This window comes from Dyadobacter koreensis (genome assembly GCF_900108855.1).
GTDB classification, from domain to species: domain Bacteria; phylum Bacteroidota; class Bacteroidia; order Cytophagales; family Spirosomataceae; genus Dyadobacter; species Dyadobacter koreensis.
Window position 1 is genome coordinate 459,189 of record NZ_FNXY01000007.1, and the last position, 6,444, is coordinate 465,632.

The following is a 6,444-nucleotide window of genomic DNA, read 5'->3' on the forward strand; positions in this document are numbered from 1 at the left end:
CGGTCTGTTGCTGGTTATCAGTTTCGTATGATGAATAACTGATTTAACCAAAAACTGACCGCTGAATGCTAAATCTTACTTCATCGGTTTTTTGAAAACCGACTCATCCACTTTGCTGTTGATGACCACTTTATTCGTTATAAATGTCAGCACGCCCATTTGAGGGTTGGTGATATCCATGGAGCCGGCAAATTTGACACCCTCGTAATCTTTGTAATCCGAGAAAGTAATTTCGCCATCCTGACCGTTCATATTTGCCTTTACTTTGCTTACCAAATAAGTGTTTGCATCCAAAAATTCGTCGATAACCTGACCATCTTTTGAAGTAAGTTTCAAATGATAAACATCTTTTTTATCCAGCTTTTCTTTACCTACGAGCTCAACTTTATTACCTTTTTCCTTATAGTTTACTAAACCACCAAATGGGTCCAGCTGGCTTTCCTGTTGTTTTATTTGATCAGCCGGCATATCCTCTGGCTCACCGGTTCCACCCATCATGGTCGGGCGGATCATCCAGCCTTTTGCATTGTCAATCACCTGAACCATTGAATTTCCCATCACAGTAGATTCACTTCTCAATGATTTCCCGACCACCAGGGTCGTTTTCGTAGGAATTTCCATACCCTGCACGGCCATGGACCTGTCCGTTACCAAAGTCGTTATAGCATTTAATTTATCCATGCCTCCCATCGCGGCAACGTGCTTCTCGATGATTTCATCAACAGTTTGCGCAAAAGAACTTACTGAAATACAGGCAGCTACAAGCGCGAAAAAAATTTTGTTAGTTCTCATTATCCAGGTTGACTTTTAGTTGGTTAAAATTGTTGGTTAAATAAAATGTGTATTTGCTGTAATCGTATTCTACTTATTTAGGCTGAGCTCCCGGCGCACCACCCTGCTGTCCTCCGCCGCTGCCATCACTTTTGACGTCGTCATTATTTACGGATTTAGCTTTTCTTTTCGGAGCGTCCATAGTCATTTTTCCAATTTTATACGTGAAAGTCAAACGTATACCACGGTTATAAAAGTACATGTCGTTGACCTGATTAAACTGATTGGAAAATAATTCTGTGTGCATTTTAAAACGTTTGCTCAGGAAATTTTCTGCCGCCAGACCAACACTTCCTTTTTTATTGCCAAATTCTTTTTTGACACCTACCGTATAAAATCCAAATCCGCCTTGCTTACCCTGAAGCTGAATCTGCGTTCCCTGCATAAATCCAAAAGCCTGCGCTCCCCATCCATTTCTAAACTGCGCCTGAGAGAAAATACCGCCACTCACATTAATCCCATTATTGTTCAGTTTTTCTACCGTATTATTTTCACCTAGCGTTTGTCCTGTTAACGTCGTGTAAAACGAGTTTGCAAAAACACCAAAATTGATTTTTGAAGTTGCAGCAACGTTGGCAAAAAGGTTGATACCGTAGGCATGCTGACGACCAATATTCTCAAACGTTGTTATAATAGCGCCAGGTAAGCTGTCGGAAGGCTGTCGCACCTGGCTGATAGCGTTATTTGTTACACGGCCAAAGAAAGTAGCATTCACAAATACTTTCTTGATGTTCTTGCTCACACCTAGTTCAAAGTTATTTGTTAACTCTGGACGGAGCTCCGGATTACCGATTGTGATATTCTGCGGGTTTGCCGAGTTAAAGTTCGGGTTGAGCTGTGCAAGTCCGGGCCGCTGGATCCGGCGGTTGTAGCCCAGTTTCAACGTTGTTCCTTTAATCGTCTTGGAAGCGTTCACACTCGGCACAAGCACACCATAATTTCCAACTCCGATCGAACCACCCTCGCGCGTACTTGCATCGATGAACGTGTGCTCATAACGGACGCCTCCTTTGAAAGTATACCTGCTTTTGGTTGTGTAGGTATAAGAAGTATAACCTGCTGCAATATTCTGGTGATATGTAAGCTGTCCTGAAGGCTGATCATTTTCTTTTACAAAGTCACCTGTTGCCTCAGCAATCAGGAATTGATAGTCACTTGTTACTTCTCGGAAAATTGCCTTTCCACCAAATTCAAGTAACTGGTTTTTCTTGATTGGCGTCTGATAATCGGTCTGGAAAGTAAATTCCTGGTTGATGCTTTTATTTTCATTGCGCTGACGACGGGTTACAGTATTACCTGAATTTAGCAAATCAGCATCGAAATTATTAGTCAGGTCGTTTCGGCTATATAATGTGGAAATGCTCCACTCTTGCTGCGGCTTAAATGTATGCAGGTAGTCAATGTTAGCGTCAACAGTTCCTGAAAGATTTTTCGCATCTACATTTCTGCCAGAGCGGTCCGTCTGGCTGCCATTCTTGTAAAGTTGGGTGATCAGATCCTGCTGGTTGATCATATTCCGCACACCATAACGAACGCCGGCTGTTATGCTTTGGTTTTTGGCCAGATCGTAGTCAAAGCCCAGATTATACTGACCAAAAAGACCTTTACTATTTCCATCTCCTGTCTGACGAGTTTCCGTTGCTACACCTTCAACGATACTTGTCTGGCTAAGTTCTGATTTTGTGATCGTGTTATAACTCCCTCGCCCGAAACCGCCAATCGTAAAACCCGCTTTCCCCTTACGGTATCCTCCGTTCAAAGACAGCATCGAGCCACGGTTTCCAACGCCGGCATCAACATTCAGATTCAATCCCTGCAAACTGTTTTTCTTCGTGATGATGTTTATGATACCACCCGAACCTTCCGCATCATATTTGGAAGACGGACTTGTGATGACTTCAACAGTCTTGATCTGATCGGCAGGAATTTGTTTTAAAGCATCTGAAACGCTGCTTGCAACGATAGTGCTTGGTTTGTTATTGATCAGTACACGAATATTCTGACTTCCCCGAAGCGATACATTTCCATCCAGGTCTACCGTTAAGAGAGGCACTTTTCGAAGAACATCTGTCGCGTCTCCTCCTTTGGCAGCAATATCTTTCTCTGCGTTGTAAACCAGGCGGTCTACTTTTTCTTCAATTAAAGCAGCTTGTCCCGTGACAGTCACTTCATCGAGCTGTTTTACGTTTGATGAAATTTTTATCGTTCCAAGGTCCAATTCCTGGCCTTTCGAAAGCGTAATATTGTCAATCGTTTTATTTTGATAACCTATAAAGGAAATCAAAATCTTGAAATCGCCCGCCACCACTTTTGTCAGCGAGAATTTCCCTTTTTCGTCGGCAACGGTTCCGTCGATCGCTTGTCCCGTTTTTTTGTTGTAGAGCGCTATACTACCAAATTCAATCGGTTTCAATGCTGCTGAGTCCACAAGGGTTCCCGATATTTTTGCGGTTCCCTTGGGAGTTTGATCTCCCGCAGTACCAGGCAAAGCTTTCGGTTGACTTGCGCCTCCGGTTGGAAACTGAGCGAACACCGGTGATAAAAAAGTAGTAAAAATAATAGCAAGAAGAATTGTCTTCATTTTTTATGGGATTGTAAATTAACAGCATAAAAGTGCGAAAGAAATGAAGCATGCGGAAAATAAATATGATAAAGGCCGCAATAAAAAGGATGGACGACGGCAATCGCTAGATGGACTGTATTTGCCCGGATCCATTCATTTTTTGAGCAACATCGTTAAATTTTACTCATAAGAGTTTTTAAACCCTAGTAATCAATTGTGTTAATACAAAAATCCTTCAAATAAAAACGCAGCTCCTAAAATACCTATTAACCGTTACTGAATCCAAGGAATCGACCTAAGCCCATTATTTTGTGATAATGTCTAATAAATAAAAGCTGGCCAGACTTTCTGGTGGAAAAGGAGTTTAAAATAATTGTGACGAGATTTTTTTCGCTTTTTCAGACTCGTTCTGATATCCTTTTTGGAACAAAGACAGATACATCAATCATGCTGACTCGGACTAAGCTAACGATCCCGTCAATCAGAATAGCGCATTGAACTGCATCTTCCTATGAATAAACCCGCCAGACTTTTTATACTAACAGAAAGCTGCAAGCCTATCAGAATATATATTAAAACACTCAGTAGAATGCCAACGGTTTCCCAGACCTTCCTGGTCTGAATTGTTGTATGATAATTAAAACGAACTCCCAACCTGAACGATCGGAACACCTTCTACCGATAGATGCCAAAATTGCGGCCTACTCGAATTGTTCTGCTGAAACATATAATAAAGAAGGAGCAACGAATGTAATTGGCATTGTTGTACTTGACTATTTTGGCTCAATACCGAAGAACAAAGCAAATGTTGAACCACAATATCCACGACAGTACCGTGACACCTAGAATTATTAAGTCAGATACTGCCTCACGAAATACAGACCTATTTGTTGGCACTGCTGCTACTACAAAGCGGAAAACAATCAGCGAAGCTGCATTGGCCTTTGAGTATAGAACTTGCGGCAACTGCACCGAGCAAGCCGCCGCAAAGCATTATTTCTCCATAAATTAAGTTGCCTCTTAAACAAGACTTTCAAGTAACGCCGTCGTTCAGCGCTATCAGAGATCTCTTTTAGCGATTAAGGAAAGCAGTTCCACTTTTCCTAAGTTGCTGTCTATTGCTACACTTCTTATTTATCACAACTATTTGCAAAAGGCTTCCGGAAGCCTGTCTTTTGGAGCATAACTTCCAATAGCGAACTTTGTATAATGCCGAATGGTTACCAATTTACTAATAACCTGTGTTAATAATAGGCATGGAATTTGAGTAATCTTTGTTATACATTAAACATATCTATATGAGTACTGAAAAAGCCATTTTGGCAGGTGGTTGCTTTTGGGGAGTTGAAGAACTTGTAAGACATTATCCAGGTGTAATATCAACGGTTGTAGGGTATATAGGAGGAGATGTTCCAAATGCAACTTATAGGAACCATGGAAGCCACGCCGAGGGAATTGAGATCGTTTTTGACTCAGAAAAATTAAGCTATCGAAAACTTCTGGAATATTTCTTCCAGATCCATGATCCAACAACTCGTAACCGTCAGGGAAATGACATCGGAACTTCTTATCGTTCTGCAATATTCTATTTAACTGATGAGCAACGCGAGGTTGCCAACGCATTAATTGCAGAGATGGATGCATCAGGTGTCTGGCCTGGAAAAATTGTCACAGAGGTTGTGCCGGCAACTGATTTTTGGAATGCCGAAATAGAACACCAGGATTATCTGCAAAAAAATCCTGGTGGATACACTTGTCATTTTGAAAGACCTAGCTGGAAACTGAATTAGTTGCTATCTTATATCGGAAGGAAATTGCATCCCGGTATCAGTAGTGATAATCTTGGAAATACTTTAACCAAATGACTATTTAACGCTCGTACTGCCGCCGTTGCAAAACAAATTTGCAACGGTTTTCTTTTTTGGAAAACTGGTATCTGGGGCCTTCTCTTTATGTGGCGAGGGAATTAATGCGAATCCATTATAGGTACAACTTTTGACATAGCACTATTTTATAGTTATCGCTGTCGTTCCCATCAATCTTAACGTAAAAGATCAAAACAACTTATACTTCCTAAGATAAGATTCTTTCAGGCTGCGCTCGTGGCATTACTATAACGCAAGATTCAACAGTCTCACTTCTATGATGAAACTCTTCGCGTACAGTGTGGCTATCTATTAAAATCCACAGCGAGGTATCATCGGTGTTTTTGGCCGGCGTTTAGCTGAATCCACGCAGTAAGTGTTTGCGCTTCGGGATTACGCGACCGCGCCAAAGCAGCCAACGCGGCCCGGCCCCGGACTTAACTTCTCTGTTCGTGCCGAGGTGGGGTACTACTGGGGCTAAGCGTCTCGGAAGAGGTGAACAAAAAAAGACCATCCTTTTGAGATGGTCTTTTTTGTTATAATGGTATTGTGGCGGCTACCTACTTTAACAGGTTTGACCCAAGTATCATCGGCGGTTCCGGGCTCGACTCGCCAACTAGCGGGGCGCGCAGCCTGGAAGAGGTCAACAACGCAAAAAGCCACCCTTATGCAGAGTGGCTTTTTGTTATAATAGTATTGTGGCGGCTACCTACTTTACCAGGTTTGACCCAAGTATCATCGGCGGTTCCGGGCTAGGCGCCCCCGGCTTAACTTCTCTGTTCGGGATGGGAAGAGGTGCAAACGCAAAAAATCCCATCTCCTATGAAGATGGGATTGAAATTAATAGTATTGTGGCGACTACCTACTTTACCAGGTTTGACCCAAGTATCATCGGCGGTTCTGGGCTTAACTTCTCTGTTCGGGATGGGAAGAGGTGAACACCAGGCCAATAGTCACCAACAAGCTCTTTGTGAGTGTATAATCAATGTCATATTGGAAGCAAAAGAGAATGAGGTAAAAGTTATGCAAGCTGTTGGGTAATTAGTACTGCTCAGCTGAATGTATTTCTACACGTACACCTGCAGCCTATCAACGTCGTAGTCTACAACGACCCTTGTGTGGAAGATTCATCTTCGGGCTAGTTTCGCACTTAGATGCTTTCAGCGCTTATCTATTCCCCACATA

Annotated in this window: 3 protein-coding genes and 2 rRNA genes; 1 reads left to right on the top strand and 4 read right to left on the bottom strand. The window is 42.3% G+C overall.

Annotated features, from left to right (window positions below):
• Positions 1-75 precede the first annotated feature (75 nt).
• Both BMY70_RS23295 and BMY70_RS23300 read right to left on the bottom strand, forming a co-directional pair.
• Positions 76-792 (bottom strand): LolA-like protein, encoded by a 717-nt coding sequence (locus BMY70_RS23295; protein WP_090338778.1) that lies wholly within the window; start codon positions 790-792, stop codon positions 76-78.
• A gap of 73 nt (positions 793-865) precedes the next feature.
• The gene (locus BMY70_RS23300; protein WP_090338782.1) at positions 866-3,412 is read right to left on the bottom strand and encodes a TonB-dependent receptor; all 2,547 of its coding nucleotides are present in this window, start codon (positions 3,410-3,412) and stop codon (positions 866-868) included.
• 1,280 nt (positions 3,413-4,692) lie between these two features.
• Between BMY70_RS23300 and msrA the strand changes: the two genes are divergently transcribed.
• On the top strand, positions 4,693-5,184 hold the full coding sequence (gene msrA / locus BMY70_RS23310) for a peptide-methionine (S)-S-oxide reductase MsrA (protein WP_090338788.1): 492 nt from the start codon (positions 4,693-4,695) through the stop codon (positions 5,182-5,184).
• 924 nt (positions 5,185-6,108) lie between these two features.
• Here msrA and rrf read toward each other — a convergent pair.
• A 5S ribosomal RNA gene (gene rrf / locus BMY70_RS23315) occupies positions 6,109-6,220 on the bottom strand.
• A 60-nt stretch (positions 6,221-6,280) separates the two neighbouring features.
• Positions 6,281-6,444 (bottom strand): 23S ribosomal RNA (locus BMY70_RS23320); the annotation flags it as partial.

Excerpts from the sequence above, each read along its gene's own strand:
- BMY70_RS23295 (WP_090338778.1), bottom strand. The coding sequence starts at position 792 with ATGAGAACTAACAAAATTTTTTTCGCGCTTGTAGCTGCCTGTATTTCA.
- BMY70_RS23300 (WP_090338782.1), bottom strand. The coding sequence starts at position 3,412 with ATGAAGACAATTCTTCTTGCTATTATTTTTACTACTTTTTTATCACCG.
- msrA (WP_090338788.1), top strand. The coding sequence starts at position 4,693 with ATGAGTACTGAAAAAGCCATTTTGGCAGGTGGTTGCTTTTGGGGAGTT.